This is a genomic window from Aeromonas sp. S18(2024), from assembly GCF_041402525.1.
Taxonomy (GTDB): Bacteria; Pseudomonadota; Gammaproteobacteria; order Enterobacterales; family Aeromonadaceae; genus Aeromonas; species Aeromonas enteropelogenes.
Genome location: NZ_JBGLQV010000007.1, coordinates 115695 through 133633, shown reverse-complemented (window position 1 = coordinate 133633; position 17939 = coordinate 115695). Strand labels below are relative to the sequence as shown.

15 protein-coding genes are annotated in these 17939 nt (G+C 60.0%); 6 read left to right on the top strand and 9 right to left on the bottom strand.

Going from position 1 to position 17939, the window contains the following annotated elements:
* Complete coding sequence (locus ACB034_RS13495; protein WP_201976848.1) at positions 1-183, top strand: hypothetical protein; 183 nt, start codon at positions 1-3, stop codon at positions 181-183.
* Positions 184-228: 45 nt separating this feature from the next.
* On the opposite strand, the gene frdD is transcribed toward ACB034_RS13495, so the two are convergent.
* From frdD to mscM, 7 genes are all read right to left on the bottom strand, one after another.
* On the bottom strand, positions 229-585 hold the full coding sequence (gene frdD / locus ACB034_RS13490; RefSeq protein ID WP_026457019.1) for a fumarate reductase subunit FrdD: 357 nt from the start codon (positions 583-585) through the stop codon (positions 229-231).
* Positions 586-595: 10 nt separating this feature from the next.
* Positions 596-994 (bottom strand): fumarate reductase, encoded by a 399-nt coding sequence (locus ACB034_RS13485; protein ID WP_026457018.1) that lies wholly within the window; start codon positions 992-994, stop codon positions 596-598.
* Positions 995-1010: 16 nt separating this feature from the next.
* Complete coding sequence (locus ACB034_RS13480; RefSeq protein WP_026457017.1) at positions 1011-1745, bottom strand: succinate dehydrogenase/fumarate reductase iron-sulfur subunit; 735 nt, start codon at positions 1743-1745, stop codon at positions 1011-1013.
* Positions 1738-3522, bottom strand: a complete 1785-nt coding sequence (gene frdA, locus ACB034_RS13475; protein ID WP_371173026.1) for a fumarate reductase (quinol) flavoprotein subunit — start codon at positions 3520-3522, stop codon at positions 1738-1740. Before frdA ends, ACB034_RS13480 begins: the two co-directional genes overlap by 8 nt.
* A gap of 511 nt (positions 3523-4033) precedes the next feature.
* Complete coding sequence (locus tag ACB034_RS13470) at positions 4034-5911, bottom strand: methyl-accepting chemotaxis protein (protein WP_042025687.1); 1878 nt, start codon at positions 5909-5911, stop codon at positions 4034-4036.
* A 132-nt stretch (positions 5912-6043) separates the two neighbouring features.
* Positions 6044-6751 (bottom strand): glycerophosphodiester phosphodiesterase, encoded by a 708-nt coding sequence (locus ACB034_RS13465; RefSeq protein ID WP_371173025.1) that lies wholly within the window; start codon positions 6749-6751, stop codon positions 6044-6046.
* Positions 6752-6779: 28 nt separating this feature from the next.
* Complete coding sequence (mscM, locus tag ACB034_RS13460) at positions 6780-10052, bottom strand: miniconductance mechanosensitive channel MscM (RefSeq protein ID WP_371173024.1); 3273 nt, start codon at positions 10050-10052, stop codon at positions 6780-6782.
* A 155-nt stretch (positions 10053-10207) separates the two neighbouring features.
* Between mscM and ACB034_RS13455 the strand changes: the two genes are divergently transcribed.
* Positions 10208-11545 carry an MATE family efflux transporter gene (locus tag ACB034_RS13455; protein WP_371173023.1) on the top strand — a complete coding sequence of 446 codons (1338 nt, stop codon included), beginning with the start codon at positions 10208-10210 and terminating at the stop codon, positions 11543-11545.
* 63 nt (positions 11546-11608) lie between these two features.
* On the opposite strand, the gene ACB034_RS13450 is transcribed toward ACB034_RS13455, so the two are convergent.
* Positions 11609-12433: a M23 family metallopeptidase gene (locus ACB034_RS13450; RefSeq protein ID WP_224211222.1), complete on the bottom strand. Its 825-nt coding sequence runs from the start codon at positions 12431-12433 to the stop codon at positions 11609-11611.
* Between the two features lie 229 nt (positions 12434-12662).
* Here ACB034_RS13450 and ACB034_RS13445 point away from each other — a divergent pair, with 229 nt between their 5' ends.
* Entirely contained in the window at positions 12663-13439 is a 777-nt protein-coding gene (locus tag ACB034_RS13445) for a BPSS1780 family membrane protein (protein WP_042025682.1), read from the top strand.
* A 46-nt stretch (positions 13440-13485) separates the two neighbouring features.
* Here ACB034_RS13445 and ACB034_RS13440 read toward each other — a convergent pair whose 3' ends face one another.
* Positions 13486-14385, bottom strand: a complete 900-nt coding sequence (locus ACB034_RS13440; RefSeq protein WP_371173022.1) for a LysR family transcriptional regulator — start codon at positions 14383-14385, stop codon at positions 13486-13488.
* 123 nt (positions 14386-14508) lie between these two features.
* On the opposite strand from ACB034_RS13440, the gene ACB034_RS13435 reads away from it, so the two are divergent.
* From ACB034_RS13435 to ACB034_RS13425, 3 genes are all read left to right on the top strand, one after another.
* Positions 14509-15369, top strand: coding sequence for a Vmh family MBL fold metallo-hydrolase (locus tag ACB034_RS13435; RefSeq protein WP_371173076.1), 861 nt, complete (start codon positions 14509-14511; stop codon positions 15367-15369).
* An 84-nt stretch (positions 15370-15453) separates the two neighbouring features.
* Entirely contained in the window at positions 15454-16092 is a 639-nt protein-coding gene (locus ACB034_RS13430; RefSeq protein WP_371173021.1) for a DsbA family protein, read from the top strand.
* A gap of 168 nt (positions 16093-16260) precedes the next feature.
* Positions 16261-17901 carry a methyl-accepting chemotaxis protein gene (locus ACB034_RS13425; protein WP_026456064.1) on the top strand — a complete coding sequence of 547 codons (1641 nt, stop codon included), beginning with the start codon at positions 16261-16263 and terminating at the stop codon, positions 17899-17901.
* Positions 17902-17939: the final 38 nt, after the last annotated feature.

Genomic DNA, 17939 nt, shown 5'->3' with positions numbered 1-17939 from the left:
ATGAATGATGCAATTATCAGTAAATTGATGGCGGTCAAACTGGCGCACTGTCTTTGGTGTTTGTTGTGGTTTTATGTGATGGTGATCGTTGCTTTGATGGATAAAAATCCGGTTTTTACATGGATTTTTGAATGGCAGTGTTATGCGGGTGGTATGACAGGGGCGCCGGATGGCGGGAAATAAAAAACCGGGCGCGAGGCCCGGTTTGGTCATGCAAGTCGGTGGTGATTACTGGAATACCAGTACCATCAGCAGACCGATGGTGATGGCGGACACCAGGAAGGCGAAGCCATAGAACACATAGTGGTGCAGCTTGGTGGTGTGGATCCCCAGGTCATGCAGACCATGGTAGATACGGTGCATGCCGTGCCAGATGGGCAGGGCTATGATCACCAGCAGGATGCAGGCACCCCACCAGGAGCTGGCGAAGGCGTGCACGCGATCGTAGCTCATGGTCTCCACGTCCATGATGCCCATGGGCACCAGCAGACCGGTAATGAGGACAATGACCGGCAGCAGCATGGCGACGACCATGCCGCCTGCACCAAACAGACCCCAGTAAATTGGTTCGTCAGAACGTCTCATTGTTTTCTCCTCAAGCCACGATGATCAGGACAAGCAGGGATACCACCGCCAGCGCCACATACTGGGCCAGAACGATCGGTTTCTCCGGCACCAGGTCTTCACCCCGGAAGATGCGCATGGCTTTCGGCGCCAGGGCAAACCAGGTCTTGGCATGGAACAGGCAGGCCGCCAGGGCAATCACATGGAACAGGATGGCGATCGGGCTTTGCAGGGATTCCAGCCAGCCGTTGAACGCTTCCTGACCCTGTACCAGACGCATCAGACCCCACATCAGCACGACGGCATAGATGGAGACGAAGATACTGGTACCCTCGCGGATCATGTAACCGGTGTAGAAGGCATTCTTCAGCCACCAGTCTTTCTTCATTTCGCGGACGTAAGGCTTACGTTTGCTTTGGGTGTTGTTCATGGTCTCATTCCTGATCTCAATCTGGCTTGAACATGGCGATCATGTAGTCCTTGGCGCTCTCGACCTTGCCAAGCTGGATGGCAGCGGCCGGATCCACGCCTTTCGGGCACACTTCGGAGCAGTAGCCCACGAAGGTACAACCCCAGACACCTTCGTCCTGGCTCAGGATCTTCATCCGTTCTTTGGACGCGCTGTCGCGGTTGTCGGCGTTGTAGCGATAGGCCAGAGCCAGTGCCGCCGGACCGGTGAACTTCTTGTTGATGCCATATTGCGGGCAGGCTGCGTAGCACAGACCGCAGTTGATGCACATGGAGAACTGGTGATACTTCGCCATGTCAGCCGGAGTCTGGGTGTACTCGCCATCGCACAGGCTGCGCGGCTCGCTCGGGATGATGTAGGGCTTGATGCTCTCCAGCTTCTCGATGAAGTCGGACATGTCGACCACCAGATCGCGCTCGATCGGGAAGTTGTTGAGCGGCTCGATAGTCATCTTGCCCGGCAGGTAGTCGCGCAGGAAGGTCTTGCAACCCAGCTTGGGCACGCCGTTGACCATCATGCCGCAGGAGCCGCAGATCGCCATCCGGCAGGACCAGCGGAAGCTCAGGGTCGAGTCCAGGTGATCCTTGATGTACTGCAGGGCATCCAGCAGGGACATCTCTTTGAGGTAAGGCACCTGGAAGGTCTGCATCCAGGGCTCGTTATCCTGCTCGGGACGGTAGCGCAGGATTTCAATTTCGATCATCTCAGCCATTCTTCTTAGCCTCGTCTTGTTTCTCACCCTCGGAACCGTACACGCGTTTCGCCGGTTGGGATTTAGTGATCTTCACATCGGAGTAATCGATGGTCGGGGCCCCTTCATCGTTGTAGAAGGAGAGAGTGTGCTTGAGGAAGTTCACGTCATCACGCTCCTCATAACCGTCCAGACGCTGGTGGGAACCACGGGACTCTTTACGGTTGATGGCGGAGTGCGCCATGGCTTCGGCCACGTCCAGCATGTAGCCCAGTTCGATGGCGTACAGCAGGTCGGTGTTGAAGACAGAGGACTTGTCGTTGATCTTGATCTTCTTGTAACGGGCTTTCAGCTCGTTGATCTTGTCGATGGTGCCCTGCATCAGCTCTTCGGTACGGTAGATACCGACACCGGCTTCCATGGACATGCCCAGCTCGTTGCGGATATCGGCCGGGTTTTCGGTGCCGTCGATATCGAGCAGGGAGAGGTGCTGCTTGATGAGCACCTCGGCCTTGGCGACCAGTGCCTGGGTGTTGCCGTGCGGCTGGGTAGCGGCAAATTCGGCAGCCTGTTCACCGGCCACTTTACCGAATACCACGATCTCGGACAGGGAGTTGGAACCCAGACGGTTGGCACCGTGCAGACCGACGGAGGCACACTCACCGGCGGCGTAGAGGCCGGCCAGACGGGTGGCGCACTTGCCGTCAGTTTCGATACCACCCATGGTGTAGTGGGCGGTCGGACGTACCGGGATCGGTTCCTTGACCGGATCCACACCCACGTAGGCCTTGGCCAGTTCGCAGATGAAGGGCAGACGCTCTTTCAGGTACTTCTCGCCGAGGTGGCGCAGGTCGAGGTGAACCACGTCGCCCATCGGGCCCTGGATCACGCGGCCTTTTTGCTGCTCTTGCCAGAATGCCTGGGAGAGACGGTCACGGGGACCCAGCTCCATGTGCTTGTTCTTCGGCTGGCCGACCGGAGTTTCCGGGCCCAGGCCGTAGTCTTGCAGGTAGCGGTAGCCATCCTTGTTCAGCAGGATGCCGCCTTCACCACGACAACCTTCGGTCATCAGGATGCCGGTGCCAGGCAGACCGGTCGGGTGATACTGGACGAACTCCATGTCGCGCAGCGGTACGCCGTGACGATAGGCCAGTGCCATGCCGTCACCGGTGACGATGCCGCCGTTGGTGTTGTAGCGGTAAACACGACCGGCACCGCCGGTAGCCAGTACCACGGACTTGGCCTGGATGAAACGGGTGATGCCGTTCTGGATATCGAAGGTCAGCACGCCCTGGACGCGGCCATCTTCCACGATCAGATCAAGGCAAAAATGCTCGTCGAAACGCTTGATGCTCGGGTACTTGATGGAGGTCTGGAACAGGGTGTGCAGAATGTGGAAACCGGATTTGTCAGCGGCAAACCAGGTGCGCGGGATCTTCATCCCGCCGAAACGACGGACGTTGGCCTTGCCATCCGGCTTGCGGCTCCAGGGGCAGCCCCAGTGTTCCAGCTGGATCATTTCGTTGGTGGCGTTTTCGACGAAGTATTCCACCACGTCCTGTTCACACAGCCAGTCACCGCCAGAGACGGTATCGTTGAAATGGTTTTCCAGGGAGTCATCATCACGGACGACGCCGGCGGCACCACCTTCGGCAGCAACGGTATGGCTGCGCATCGGATAAACCTTGGAGATCAGCGCGATCTCCAGTTCCGGGTGGGCTTCAGCAATGGCGATTGCGGCACGCAGGCCACCACCACCGGCACCGATGATGGCAACATCGGTCTTGATAATATCCACATCTGCCTCCTTAGGGATAGATTTGCTGGGCACGATTTTGCTCTATGAAAAAAATTCAAGTTTGATACAAGTCAAACAGCTTGGTTTTATTCCATTTTTACTAGTGATTTTTCTATCAAACACCCTGTTCCCTGGATGAAAATGTTGCAATTATCGCCGGTTTTCAGTGTTACTGAGCAATCGAACACACAGCCGCGAAAACTTTAACTACCGGATTGTACGTAGTTTTCTTTCAACAAAATGAGAATTACCTCTCTTTTTGGGTATCCGCAAAAAAGTTTTTAAGTTTTTTATTAAAAATGTTTATTGAGAATTATTACCAGTCACAGTTTTGGATTAGTAAATCTAATTTATGTTGTGGGTGTGTGGCGAGGTGACCGGGTGTGGTACCGTCCCGGGAATCGGGAAGGGAAGGGGGAGAGGTAAATCTGGCTGGTATTGGATTAATCACTGAAAAATAAGGGCTATTATGAAATGCAAGGGGGCCGGTGTGGCCCCCTTTTTAGCGCATTCAGATGCGGAACATACCCACCTGATTGTTCAGTTCACCCGAAATATTTTTCAGTTGTTCCGAGAGATGACGCGAGCTGTCGGCGTCTACCGCCAGTTCGTCAGAGACATCTTTCACCGCCTGAATGTTGCGACTGACCTCGTCGGTCACGGCCCGCTGCTCTTCGGCAGCGCTGGAGATCTGGGTTGCCATGTCGGAGATCTGGTTGATCGAGAGGGTGATCTGCTCGAGCGCCTGGGTGGCGTTGTTGGCATCATCTACGCTGTTTTGCGCCAGCAGCTGGCCCTCGTGCATGGTGCTGACCGCGCCCTGGGTGTTGCGTTGCAGGGTTTCGATCATGTTGCGGATCTCGACGGTGGAGCTGTGGGTGCGTTGTGACAGCACCCGCACCTCGTCGGCTACCACAGCGAAACCACGACCCTGCTCACCGGCACGGGCAGCCTCGATGGCGGCGTTCAGAGCCAGCAGATTGGTCTGCTCGGCGATGCCCTGAATAGTGGAGAGGATGGTGTTGATCTCCTGGGCGTTCTTCTCCAGTTCCTGAATGATGTTGGAGGCCTGCTCGACCTGGGTTGCCAGATCCGTGATGGAGCGCTGGTTGCGGGCGATGACCTGCTTGCCGTGCTCGCAGCTGCTGGAGGAGGAGCGCGCCGCCTCGGCGGTCTGTTCGGCATTGCTGGCCACTTCCACTGCGGTGGCGGACATTTCGTGCACGGCGGTGGCAATCTGGGAGATCTCGTTCTGCTGGCGCGCCAGCCCCTGACTCGATTTCTCGGCCATGTTGTGGGAGGACTTGGCCTGCTGGTTGAGCTGGGTGGAGGAGTTGGAGATATCCTGCACCATGGTGTGGATCCGATCGATGAAGGTGTTGACGTGTTTGGCTACAGTTCCCACCTCGTCGTCCCGCTCGATCTTGATGCGGCGGGTCAGATCGCCATTGCCACGGGAGAGATCGGCAATGGCCTCACCCAGGGTTTTCAGCGGTGCCAGGGAGCCGTGGATGGCCACGTAGGAGAAGCCGGCCACTATGATGATGGTGATCAAGCCTTGCAACAGGGCCGAGGTGACCATGCGTCTGACTGACTGATAGGCCACCGCATCATCCACCACTATGCCGTAGTACCAGTTGGTGTTGGGGATAAGGTTCAGGTCGAACACGCTCAGCTTGCCGCTGATATCCATCTCGGAGATGGTGCCGTCATTGGCAATCCGGTTGACGCCGGCAGCCGTCAGCTCGGGGGAGAGCTCGGTGGCCGGTTTCAGGGTCAGCGAGGTGTCAGGGTGGGCGATGATGGTGCCATTGCTGTCGATCAGCACGGCGTAGGTGCCCTCGGTGTTGACCGCCAGAATGTCGGAGACCAGACCGCTGATGGAGACGTCACCGGCGATCACCCCCTGGGTGTTGCCGCGCTGGAATGGCTCGGCGATGGTGATGATGAGCTGGCCCGTGGTGATGTCGGCATAGGGAGAGGTGATGGTCATCTTGCCCGCAGTCGTGGCGTCCTGATACCAGGGGCGCTTGCGGGGATCGTAACCGGCTGGCAAGTCGGTCGGTTTGCTCTGGATCATCCGGCCATCTGTGGTGCCCACATAAACCAGATCGAAGCCGCCTGCATTCATGGATTGGGCGAGATGGCTGATGGGCTCGTCTTCCTTGGCAAAGGCTTCTTTGGTGGAGCTGACCATGTTCACCCTGGCGTCGAGCCAGCGGGAGATCCCCTTGACGTTGGCAGCAGAACTTTCGTCGATGAAGTTCCAGATCAGTCGTTGAGTCTCGCTGCGCAGTTGCGAGGTGTTGTACCAGACCTGCAGACCGGTGATCACCAGAATGATGACCCCGATGGCGAGGACGAGTTTGTTTTTGATCGACAAGTTCATAATTACATCCTTGTGAGCGTCAGTCTGAAGTAGGTGTATTGCGTTGTTATTGTTGTGAGCCAACTCTTATCGGCCGAGTTTGAACTTTTTGTATCCCGATCAGCTTTCTAAAGTTAGTGCTGATCGGGCGTCTTAGCCATCTACAGGGTCAGGGTGGCCGGATGGGAGGAAGCGATCCGGACGATTGGTGAAAATACCGTCGACGCCCCACTGCGCCAGCCGCTGCTGATCGGCGATATGATCCACGGTATAGACCAGCACCTTGAGCCCCCGTTGGTGGGCATCCTCAATCAGCATCTCGTCGACAAAATCCACATCGCAGTTGATGGACCATGCCCCCAGACGCTCGGCAAACAGTGCCTGGTTGAGGGGCAGGTTGGCAGTGAGGGCGCCGAGGCGGATCTCGGGCCGCAGGCCGCCAAACCTGGCCAGCTCGGGGTGATGAAAGGAGGAGACAATCCACTGGGCAGTGGTAAAACCAAGCTCGGCCTCTGCCTTTCTGGTCAATGCCGCGACGGGCTTGGCGGTATTGGCCCCCTTGAGCTCGATATGAAGCTCGCAGCGGCCTCTGATCAGGCTCATCACCTGCCACAGGGTCGGGATGGGCTCGCCGTCGCCTGCATCCAGACTCTGCAGATAGGCGCAGGATTGCTCGCTCAGTACTCCCTCGCCATTGGTACAGCGTTCCAGCCGCCGGTCATGGAAGACCCACAATTCGCCGTCAGCGACCTGTACGTCGATTTCGATGGCCTCTGCTCCCTGTGCCAGCGCCAGGGCGATCGCCTTGAGGGTGTTTTCGGGCGCCAGGCCGCTGGCCCCACGATGGGCAATGATCTGCATGCTTGCTCCTCTTGCGTGCCGGGCCGGGTCAGCCCCGGGTCAGGTGAATGTCTATCTGCTGGTGGGGCAGGGTAAGCCCCTGCTGCTGCAGTTTATCCAGCACCAGCGAATGGACCTCGTGGGTGATGGGCATCCGGTGATCCATGTTGTTGACGTAGAGACGGATCTCGTAGATCAGCGCCGAGTCGGTGAACTCGACCAGGAACACCTCCGGGGTCGGGCTCTCCAGCACCAGGGTCGATGCCTGTATCGACTCTTCCAGAATGCGCTGCACCAGCTTGGGATCACGGGTCAGGCCGATGCGGATGCGCAGTTTGACCCGGGTGATGGCATCCGACAGCGACCAGTTGATGAACTGCTCGGTGATGAACGCCTTGTTGGGGACGATGATCTCCTTCCTGTCCCAATCCACTATGGTGGTGGCCCGGGTCTTGATCTTGGTGACGGTACCGGTCAGATCCCGGATGGTGACGGTGTCGCCGAGGCGGATCGGTTTTTCGAACAGTATGATGAGGCCGGAGACGAAGTTGGCGAAGATCTCCTGCAGGCCGAAACCCAGGCCCACCGAGAGGGCCGCCACCAGCCACTGGGTCTTGGACCAGTCGATGCCAAGCATGGAGAAGCCGGTGAGGGCGCCTATCAGGATCACCAGGTACTTGCTGACGGTGGTGAGCGCAAAGCCGGTCCCCGGCGAGAGACTCAGGTGCTGGAGCAGGGTCAGCTCCATCAGGCCGGGCAAGTTGCGGGCCGTCACCACCGTCAGGATGAAGATGAAGGCCGTCATCATCAGATCCTGCAGGGTGATGGCGGAGAGCTGCTCGATGCCGCCTATCTTGTTGCTCACCTGCCACACCTCGATGTTGCTCAGGAAGCTGAAGGCGGAGTTGAGATCCGACCATTGCACCAGCAGCAACATGGTGAAGCCCAGCATCAGCAGGGTGCGCACCAGCCCGAGGGACTGGGCGCTGATGGTGTCGAGATCCAGCTCCGCCTCTTCCACCACATCGGGGATCTCCGAACTGAGATCGCTGTTGGGATCGTCCCGCTGGGCGAGGATCTCGGCCCGTTTGCTCTTGGCCCGTTCGAAGGCGAGGCGGCGGCGCTGGATCAGCATCCAGCGTCTGGCCAGGTAGTAGACGAGCAGGGCGCCGAGCCCCATCAGCAGACTCAGTTCCAGCTGCCTGAGCAGGGTGCGGGAGGTGTAGAAGTAGCCGAACAGGGAGCCGATCACCGCCAGCAGGGGGGCCAGCATCAGGCTGTTCCAGATGAAATGGTGCAGCAGATGGGGCTTGCTCATGTCGCTCTGGCCCCAGGTCAGCGGCAGACGCTCCCGGTTGAGGCGGGCGAAGAACAGCAGCAGCCAGAGGGCACCGATGATGAAGGCCAACCTGCCGAGGGAGTCGTAGAAGGCGTGCTCCTGGTAGCTGTTCGCCATCCCCTGCACGAAGAAGCTCGGGATCAGCACCAGCAGCAGGGTACGAAATTGCCCCCAGACTCGCTGTACCCGCTCTTTGGACCAGCGGAAGTGGTGGATCAGGATCCCTTTCTCCAGAGTGAGGTGGCGCGCCATCATCAGGGCCAGCAGCAGGAACCAGATCTCGCCAAGCCCCCGGCCCACCGCCACCGCGAAGGGATATTGCCAGACCCCCTCGAGCAGGCCGCGCACCATCAACACCATGGCCGGGAACGGCAGCGAGGCGATCAGGGTACGCAGCAGCAGGCGACTGGTGAGGCTGAACTTGTCCTGGGTGACCTTGCCGATGCGCGGCGCCACGTGTTCGCAGAAGCGGACCAGGTGACCGGCCAGCTTGAACCAGCTCCAGGCCAGCACCAGCAGGCCGAGGCCGGCCATCGTGAGGGTCAGGGGATTGTTCTCGGCGATGGCACGGGGCAGTTGCAACCAGTTGTTCGGGTTGAAGGCCAGCGCCAGGGCGGCGGGGATGCCGAGGATGACCTGGGGAGTGAAGGGGCGTACGTCCGGTAGCCAGAACAGGTGGCTGGCGCTGAGCTCGCGGATCTCGTCGATCTTGCTGTTCTGGCGGCTGTAGAGCAGCTTGAGTCGGGTCTGTTCCTGGATCAGGGTATCGGAGGCATCGTTGAGACGGGTCAGCAGCTGGCGACGGGCCTTGAGCAGGTTGTCGAGCACCGCCAGTTGCGAGCGATCCAGAGTCACCTCTTCGCCAGCCAGCAGTTGTTCGCGCAATTGACGAGGATCGGCGAGGTCATCCTGCTCGGTCTCGTACTGGTATTTGGCCCTGCGGGCGTTGACGATGGCCGACTCCAGCTTGTCCAGCGGGAAGTAGGCGGGCAGATCCGCCAGCTTGCTGCGCAGGTTCTCGCCGTAGGCGTTGCTGATCTGCAGCCACTCCAGTTGTTCGCGCACCGAGTTGACCAGCTCGTTGAGGGTAAACAGGTTCTTGTCGATGGTGCGCTGCTCGTCCTGAACCCGCTCTATCTCGTCTTCGAGACCGCTGAGTTGCAGGGAGAGGGCCTGGTTCTGCTTTTGTTGCTCCAGCAGCAGCGGCATGTCGGAGGTGAGCTGTTTGCGCAGCCGCTCGCTCTCCGCCAGCGCCTGTTCCGTTTTCTCACGGCGCAGCTGGTTCTGCTGGTTCAGCAGGCTGGTCTGCCACTCATCCTCGTCGGCGATGGCCAGGTTGAGCTCCTGCAGCTTCAGCTTGCCAAGATCGTTGCGTTGCTGAGCCGAGAGCTGCTCCAGCTCCAGCATCTGGATCCGGTCAGAGAGGCTTTGCTCCTTCATGCGGGTCACCAGCTGCTGGGCCTCCAGCAGCCGATCCGACTCGCTCCCCAGACTCAGGCGATCCAGCTGACTGCGAGTCAGCTGCAGCTGCTTGCGCAGATCGTCCACCCGCAGGTGATACTCCTGGCCCGTGCTCTCAAGCTGGTTGAGGCTGTCCATCACCCCCTGGCGCTCCTTGCGCAGGTTGAGCTGGCGGTTGTTGCTCAGGCCAATGGCCTGGCGCAGGGTCTCCTCCTTGAGGCGGGAGAGGGGAGGCCGGGCGGCGGGTTGATAGTTGTGCAGGCTCTCCTTGAGGCGGCTCGACTCCTGGGGATAGTCGATGAGGAGCTGCTGGTAGGCCTTGCTCTGCTCCCGGTAGCGTTCGGCCTCGCGGGCAAACTGCAGTGCCTGCTGATAGCTCTCGCGCAGCTTCTGGTTTTCGGGGGTATCGCTTTTGGGCACGCTTTGCAGCAGGGCTTCGGCCTGGGTGACGGCGTCCTCGGCCCAGGCGGATGACAAGGGGACAAGACAGAACAAAAAGAGGGTGAGCAGGCGTTGCAACATGAGGCTCGTTTCTGGTCATGAAGGATGGCCCTAGCCTAAAGCAGTGAAGGGCGGTGGGTAAAGGTGGTTACCCTTAATGACTCATCACATAAATAACAGGAACTCATCCGGACGTTCCGCTATGATGCCGCCGCTTTCTCCTCTTTGAGCCGATTATGTCAGCTGTTGATCTGGGCACCGCCCCCCTCTCTCGCCTCTTCTGGCGTTACGTTACCCCGACCGTGGCCACCATGCTGGTCACCGGCATCTATGTCACCATAGATGGCATCTTCGTCGGCCATGTGCTCGGGCAGGATGGCTTGGCCGGTCTGATGCTGGCCTATCCCATCTGCGCCATTCCTTATGCGGTGGGAGCCCTGATCGGCATGGGGGCCTCCTCGCTGGTCTCCTTCCATCTGGGGCGGAGCGACCCGGCCAGAGCGCGCCGTATCGTGGGCAACGCGTTGGTGCTGGTGGTGTTTTTGTCGCTCCTGCTCAGTGTCATAGGGCTGCGCTATGGCGGCCCCATGCTGGCCTGGATGGGGGCCGAGGGGGAGATCTTTACCGCAGGCCTCGTCTATCTGCAGGCTTATGCCTGGCTGGGCGGCTTTGCGGTGCTCTCGATGACGTTCAGCTCGCTGCTGCGAAATGACGGGCGGCCCGGCTTTGTCAGCCTCATCATGGTGCTTGGCGGCCTGATCAATGTGCTGCTCGACTATCTGTTGATGGTGGTGTTTCCGTTTGGCCTGGCCGGGGTTGCCACGGCCACCATGCTGGCCCAGGCGGTCACCGGTCTGTGCTGCCTGTGGCACTTCTTCACCCCCCGCAGCCAGCTGCGCATCGGTCTGGACAGCCTGCGCCCCGACCCGGCACTGATGGCCGACACTCTGAGGCTCGGTGTCTCCAGCTTTCTAATGTACCTCTATCTGTCTGTGGTGTTGGCGCTGCACAACAAGGCGCTGCTCTCGGTCGGCACCTCCCTCCATGTGGCTGCCTACGGGGTGATCAGCTACACCGAGGCCTTTTTCTATCTGGTATTCGAGGGGATAGCCATGGGCATCCAGCCCATCGCCAGCTTCAACGCCGGGGCTGGCCACTGGCAGCGGGTGCTGCGCATACGCAATCTGGCGCTCGGGGTGACCCTGGGCATCGCCCTGTGTGGCATGGTGCCGCTCTACCTGTGGCCGGAGGCGGCTGTCTACCTGTTCGCCGGCGACAACGCGGATCTGCTGCCGGTGGCGAGCCTCGGGATCTGGCTCTACTTTTGGGGCCTGCCGATGGAGGGATTGCTGCTGGTGGGGGCGACCTATTTCCAGGCCATCAACCGGGCCCGTATTGCCTCTCTGCTGACCGGTGGCAAGCTGGTGCTGATCGGTCTCTTCTTGTGGGGATTCTCCTCCTTGTGGGGCGTGCCCGGGGTATGGCTGGCTCTGCCCGGCTGCAGCACCTTGCTGGTGCTGCTGATGTGGCGTGCCATGCGCGGGGAGGCCAGTGCTCACGGGGTGGCGAGCTAGTCGTAGTGATCGGATGGTAGGCAACAAAAAGGCAGCCATTGGCTGCCTTTGTCGTCGTGGGGCTTAAGGTTTGAAAGCCCCGATAAAGATGGCGGGATCGACCCGGGTATCGTTGAGGCTGACGTTCCAGTGCATATGAGGGCCGGTGGCGCGGCCGGTGGCGCCCACCCGGCCGACGATGCCGCCGCGGGGCAGGCTCTGGCCCAGCTTCACGTCGACCCTGGACATATGGCAGAACATGCTGATGAGCCCCTGGCCGTGATCGACGAAGACGGTGTTGCCGTTGAAGAAGTAGTCGCCGATGAGGATCACCTTGCCCGCCGCCGGTGACTTGATGGGGGTGCCGGCACCCACGGCAAAGTCGAGGCCGGAGTGGGGATTGCGCTCCTCGCCGTTGAAGAAGCGGCGCAGGCCGAACGGGCTGGAGAGGGGGCCATTGACCGGTTTGTCGAACAACAGGTTGCTGGGCTGGTTGGGGCTGAAAGTCTGGTAGGCACGGGTCTGCTCCGCCAGCTCGCGGTTGATGCGCACCATGTCCTCGGCCAGCGGATTGACCTGGCGACCGTTCTTGAGCTTGATGTGCTGTTCGCGGTAGTGCTTGGGAATGACGGTGAAGTTGAGTGTTCGACCATCATTTACCTGCAGTTGGTGGGCACCTGTCTTGCTCTTGAGGGAGATGCCGACGATGGCGATCCAGCGCTTGCCCTCTTCACGCACCACCAGCACCGGCTTGCCCTGATAGCGGGCTGTCGGCGCCTGCGCTTCACTGCCCAGCGGCACCACGGCGACACCGCCCGGCACCGGATGATTGAGCAGACGGCTGATAAAGCCTTCGGCCAGTGCCGACTGGCTGGCCAGCAACAACAACAGACAACAAACAACTCTCATGACGATACCACTCGCGATCAAAACAGGGGGGAAACAGAACTGCTGCAAGGGGCTGATTGTGCCTCGTTCCCGCTGGGACGGCCAGCCTGTGAGCCTTCCCGCACCGGATTTGTGGCGCGGCTGCGTCAGGTTTGTGTGATGAGGGCAGGGCGTTGCCATTGAGTCGTATCCGCCCTGCCTCTAGAATCGGCATCCAGTACTGATGCCCACGATACACAGAGGAGACGACATGAACGGATTACCCACTTTGCGCACAAACCCGGCACGCCACCCGATCGGCCGTGGCTGGGTCTGGGTCCGCAGCGGGTTCGATATCTTCAACAAGGGGATGGGCGTCAGCGTGGCCATGGTGCTGGTCTGGTTTTCGGTCGGCATGGTGCTGGATCAGCTGCCGGCGGGCAGCCTCATCTCCCAACTGCTTTATATGGTGTGGGGGGCGGGTTGGGCCGTGGTGGCCGCTCGGGGCTATCGGGGTGAGGCCCTCAACTTTGCCGATCTGTTTGCCGGATTTCGCCACAAGCTGACCCCGTTGATGCTGGGTGGCCTCCTGGTGCTGGGGCTGTTCAGCCTGATCGGACTGGTGTGTCTCGGACTGCTCTCCAGCTGGGGATTGCTTTCCGTGCTGAGCCAGGATCCAGAGACCATGGTGGTATCGCCCGGCCAGCTGCAACAGCTGTTGCTGGTGCTGCTGGTGGGCACGGCGCTGCTCATTCCGGCGCTGATGGCCGTGACCTTTGCCCCGGCCCTCATCTATTTCCACGATGTGGGCATTGTGCAGGCCGTGCGTCTGAGCTTTGCTGGCTGCTGGCGCAATATGTGGCCCTTCTTCTGGTGGGGGGCCCTGTGCGCCATCCTTTTGCTGTTCGGTGCCGCCTTGATGCTGGTCGGTCTGCTGGTGGTGATCCCGGCGCTCAACTACTCCATCTATGTGGCCTATCGGGATATCTTCCTCGATGAGAGCGAAGAGGCGCAGCCGCCCGTCACACCGTTCGGCTTCGAAGCCTGATGCAAGATGAAAAAGGGGCCTCAAGGCCCCTTTTTCATTGTGGTGGTTACTCCTGCCAGAGAGGATCGTCCGCCATGCGCGCCACCAGAAAGTCGAGGAAGCTGCGCAGCAGCGGCGACATCTGCCTGCGGGTGGCATAGACCCCGTAGACGCCGAGCCGCTTGGGCTGCCACTGGGGCAGCAGGGCAATCAACTCGCCCCGTTCCAGATAGGGCTGCGCCGAGTAACGGGGCTGCAGGCTGATCCCGGCGCCTTTCAGGGTCGCTTCCAGCAGCAGGTTGGAGATATTGGCGCTGAGGTTGCCGCTGACCGGCACCGACTCCGGCCCATCCGGCCCGCTGAACTCCCACAGGCTCTTGCCGAAATAGGTGTAGGTCAGGCAGTTGTGCAGCGCCAGATCCTGGGCCTTGTGCGGAGTCGGGTGGCGAGCCAGGTAGTCCGGGCTGGCGCACACCACAGAGTGGCAGGTGCCGAGACGGCGAGCCACCAGATTGGGATCCAGATCGTTGGTGATGCGCACCGCCAGATCGATCCGCTCCTCCACCAGGTTGACGGTTCTGTCGAGCAGCAGAATGTCGACGGCAGTGCCCGGATAGCGGGCCAGGTAGTCGTTGGCTGCCCCTACCAGCAGCGCCTCGGAGAGGGAGTAACTGCTGGTGATCCTCAGCTGTCCCTTGGGGGCGTCATCCCCCCGTATGGCGACCTGCTCCATCTCCTCGCCCAATGCCAGCATGAGGCGGGCGCGGCCCAAGGTCTCTTCCCCCAGGCCGGTCAGGCTCAGACGCCGGGTGGTGCGGTGCAGCAGGCGTGCCCCCATCCAGTGTTCCAGTTCTGCCAGATAGCGGGAGACCATAGCCCGCGACATCTCCAGCTTTTCGCCAGCCCCGCTCAGGCTGCCCTGCTCCACGACGGTGACGAAGACCCGCAATGCGGTCAGTCGATCCATGTACGTCCCTCAATATGCTCGATATACGCAACAGTGATGCGCGTTACATGCTGTATTTGCAACTTAATCGTTCCAATAGACTGTGTCCATCCAATGACCCGAATGATGAATGAGGAAAACATGATGAACAGCACCCTGATCCGCAACCTGACCCTGGCCACCACTCTGTTGAGCGGCGCTGCCCTGGCCGGCCCTTTGAGCGTGACCGTTTACAACCCGGGCGAGCAGGGGATCTTCCCCGTCTCCTCCTCTCTGGTGGCGGGCGACAAGGAGGCGATCCTGATCGATGCCCAGTTTGACGTAGAGAATGGCCAGGCACTGGTGGATCTGATCAAACAGAGCGGCAAGAAGCTGACCACCGTCTACATCAGTGGCGGCGACCCGGATTTCTACTTCGGCCTGGAGCCCATCAAGGCGGCCTTCCCCGACGTCAAGGTGCTCGCCGATCAGCATGTGGTGGATCACATCAACAAGACCAAGGATGACAAGCTGGCCTACTGGGGCCCGATCCTGGGTAAGGGGGCCCCGAAAAGCCTGACGGTGCCCGAGGTGATGACCGCTAACCATCTGACCCTCGAAGGACAGCAGATCGAGGTGCGGGAGATGAATACCCCGAATGCCTACCTGTGGGTGCCCTCCATCAAGACGGCGCTGGGCGGCGTGGCGGTATACGGTGGAGTTCACGTCTGGATGGCGGATAGTCAGACCAAGGCGGCTCGCACCGGCTGGGTCGAGGCCCTGAACGGCTTGCTGACGCTCAAGCCCGAGCGCGTGGTGCCGGGCCACTTCCTGGGCGCCGAGCCCAAGGGTAGCGATGCAGTGACCTTTACCCGCGACTATGTGCAGCGTTTCGAGCAAGAGTTGGCGCAGGTCAAGCACTCAGGCGAGCTGGTCGAGCGTCTGCAGAAAGCCTACCCCGCCCTGCCGGTCGATGACGGCCTGGCCATCGGCGCCAAGGTCAATACCGGCGAGATGAAGTGGTAATACACCGAGCCGTTTCCCTGTGTTTTTTACCGGGCCTTGGGGCCCGGTTTTTTGATCCGGACGATATTCAAGGAAAATTACACCATGAATGCACACACTCTCACTCTGCATTACGTCTATGACCCCCTCTGTGGCTGGTGCTATGGGGCCGCCCCCTTGCTGGCCGCCGCCGCAGGCATCCCGGGGATTGCCATCGAGCTGCATGCCGGCGGCCTCTGGCTGGGGGCCCGTCGCCAGCCGATGGGGATGGCGCTGCGTGACTATGTTCGCCCCCACGATGAGCGGATTGCGGCCTTGACCGGTCAGTCCTTTGGCGAGCGCTACTTCAACGACTTGTTGCTGCGGGAAGGATATATGCTGGACTCCGAGCCTCCCATTCGCGCCATCCTGGCGGTGACAGCTCTGGGGGGAGATGGACTTGCCATGTTGCACCGGCTCCAGCAATCCCACTATCGGGACGGCATCTGGATTGGTGCCCTCGACGCACTGGCCGCCTTGGCGGCGGAGCAGGGCATATCGCAAGAGGCGTTTATCAATGTCTATCAGGAGGCGGATCTGGCCGCTCATCTGGCAGATAGCCAGGGCTGGATGGACCGGCTGGGTGGCCAAGGGTACCCCACTCTCGGAGTGGAGCAGAATGGCCGGATCCTCGGCATTCGAGTCGCCGATTTTTACGGGGATCCGGAGAGTCTGCGCCGCCAGTTGATGGCCCTGATGCGCTGATCCCACAGGCTCGATTCAGAGACGCGGAAGAGAGTTTTTTTCATGTGAAATAACATGATGGCAGAAGCGCTATGAGGGACTTCTGTTTTCTGCATGCGGGCTATGCTCTATATGACCATTTCCGGGAGATATTTCGGGAGTGAAGACTCATATCAAGGAAGCCCTCATATGTTCAAAAACATGTCTATTGGCCAGAAGTTGAGTGCCGGATTCGCCATTCTGGCGTTGCTTGTCCTTGGGTTGGCCTGGTTTTCCAGCAGTCAGCTGGCGCGGCTTTATGATGATACCGAAACCATCACCAGCAACCTGTTGCCATCGACTCGTCTGGCCGCCCAGATGCATGTTTCCATTCTGGATGCCCGTCGCTCTGAGCTGGCCCAGGTGATCGCCAGTCTCAACAAGGATGATGAGGAAGTGAACGAGCGGGCCCGTACCTTTGATCAGGCGAAACAGGAGTTCGAGAAGGCTATTCAGGCATATGGCGCCCTCACGTTCAGTACCAGCGAAGAAAAACAGGTCTATGAGCAGGCGAAGGCGGCCGGAGCCAAGTATTTTGCGGTGCATGACGAGTTAATGAAGGCTTTTGCCGCCGATGATCTGCAGAAGGTCAAGAGTTTGCGTCGTAACGAGACCCGGGTCGCATTGGAGGAAGTCGGAGCCAAGGCATTTCAGTTACGGGAGATCAATACCGAAATAGCCAACAAGATGACCCAGAATGTGGCTGCACTCTACAGCAGTGCCAAGACCATGAGCATCATCGTCAGCCTGGTGACCCTCGGGTTTGTGGTGGCGATAGCCTGGTTGCTGACGGGGCAGGTCCGCAATCCTGTGATGGCGCTGCTTGAGCAAACCCGCAAGGTGTCGGCGGGGGATCTCACCTCGCACCTCGACATGCATAAATTCAACAACGATGAACTGGGTACACTGGCCAAAGGGTTTGGCGAGATGCAGGGCAATTTGCGAACCCTGGTCAGCGAAGTGTCGGGCTCTGTGGTGCAGCTGAGCTCCGCCGCCGAGGAGATAAGTTCGGTAGCCAGCCAGTCCGCCAACAACATGAATGCCCAGCAGCATGAACTGAACCAGCTGGCGACTGCGATGAACGAGATGCAAGCCACGGTACAGGAGGTGTCTCGCAACACCAGCGATGCGGCGAGTGCCGCCACCTCGGCCAGTGAAACGGCCGAGCTTGGCGCTAGGACGGTCAATGATTCCATCCAGCGAATCGAGCGGGTGGCCGGCGCCATCGAAAGCACGGCCGTGGTGATCCGCCAACTGGGGGATGACAGCCGCAATATCGGCATGGTGCTTGAGGTGATCCGCGGCATTGCCGAACAGACCAACCTGCTGGCACTGAACGCCGCCATCGAAGCCGCCCGGGCCGGTGAACAGGGGCGCGGGTTTGCGGTGGTGGCCGATGAAGTACGTACCCTGGCCAAGCGTACCCAGGATTCCACCTCCCAGATCAACACCATCATCGCCGAGCTGCAACAGCGCGCAGAGCAGGCGGGCACGACCATGATGCAGAGCCAGGAGCTGATGAATGCGACGGTCGCGACGGCCCGTGAGGCCGGTGAGTCCATCTCCCAGATCAGTGGCTCGGTCAGCAGCATCTCCCACATGAACATCCAGATCGCCACGGCAACCGAGGAGCAGGGGGCGGTGAGCGAGGAGCTCAATCGCAACGTGGTCAATATCAGTCACGCTTCGGAGGAGGTTGCGGCCGGCGCCACCCAGATGGCGCAGGCGTGCAACGAGCTCAACCATCTGGCCACCCAGTTGCAGGATATGGTTCGCCGCTTCCGTGTTTGAGGACACTTGAAGGCAAGCCCGGTTACCGCAAGGTGGCC